This is a genomic window from Bradyrhizobium guangdongense (assembly GCF_006483445.1).
Taxonomy (GTDB): Bacteria; Pseudomonadota; Alphaproteobacteria; order Rhizobiales; family Xanthobacteraceae; genus Bradyrhizobium; species Bradyrhizobium guangdongense_A.
The window spans coordinates 1-1164 of the sequence record NZ_PPPT01000315.1 but is presented as its reverse complement, the minus strand read 5'-3'; the positions used below and the strand labels follow the sequence as shown (position 1 = coordinate 1164).

Sequence of the window (1164 nt, the reverse complement as noted above, 5' to 3'; positions counted from 1 at the left end):
CGAGGAGGCGGGCTGCCCGGACCCGGTGCAGGCGGCCTGGCTCTATGCACAGATGGTCCGGTGGGGACAGACAGTGCTGAGCCCGGAGGCCCTGAAGACGGCCATGGGCGTGTTTCGGCCTGATCTCTACGACGCGGCGGTCGGGCGGCCGAGCCAAGGCGGACAGGCAGCAGGCTTCAGCGCCTTCACCGGCCCCGCCTTCAACCCCGGCGACGTCGCCGGATATTTGGCTTCGTTCGAGGTTGCCCATCGGAGACGATAGGCCCTCCAAGATCGTGACTAAACCCTGAGCAGGTCGATTCGAAGCTCAATCTTTGGGCCGTTGCTGCCCTAAGCGGCATGAATTGTGATCCATTTCATGCGCTGCACACAAGCCTAACGAGCTGATTAGAAACGGTTTATCCGTTTATGCTGCGTTGGCACACTCCTTGAATAGAGAGCGGATAGGCAGGCTGGCGCGGACGCCGGCGGCCGTATCCATGATGGATTTTCCGCAGCAACGAGGCTGATCGGATCGCATCGGACCCGTTTTTCGGGGTTCGGCGGTCGACGTCCGTTCACCTGTTGTCGCCGCCCTGCGCGGTCGCTGGAGCTTCGAAATGGATTACCGAGACCCCACCCAAGTTGCGGCTTTGACGGACCGCTATGCCGTAACCTCCAACATGGTTTGGGGGCGCCGAGCATGAAGATGGAAGCAACTCCCGCCGCCGACTTCTCGGACGAGCAGAAGCGCTATCTCGAAGGGTTCATGTCCGGCATGCAGGTCGGCCGCGTCGGGCGCGCGTTTGCTGCCGGTGGTCCCGGTGCTGCGTCCTCGGAGCCGACGGGCCCCGACGCCATCCACATCAAGGCGCAGGACAAGACCACGGCCGCCGGCAAGAAGCTCGTCGACCAGGAGAAGTTCAAGCGCGAGCTGCATCCGTTCGACGCCTACGAGAAGCTGAAGGACCAGGCGCACAACAATGCCGCGCCATCGCCGGCCGACAACTTTCGCTGGCGCTATTACGGCATCTTCTGGGTCGCGCCGGCGCAGACCTCCTACATGGCGCGCCTGCGCATTCCCAACGGCATTCTGAAGCACTGGCAGTTGTCGGGCCTTGCTGATATCGCGGAGACCTGCGGCGGCGGCTTCACCCATGTCACCACGCGCGCCAACTTCCAGAT

Annotated in this window: 2 pseudogenes; both read left to right on the top strand. The window is 63.1% G+C overall.

Going from position 1 to position 1164, the window contains the following annotated elements:
* Positions 1 to 262: pseudogene (locus C2U70_RS32380) on the top strand (CmpA/NrtA family ABC transporter substrate-binding protein); the annotation flags it as partial.
* A 420-nt stretch (positions 263 to 682) separates the two neighbouring features.
* Positions 683 to 1164, top strand: a pseudogene (locus tag C2U70_RS32375) (NirA family protein); the annotation flags it as partial.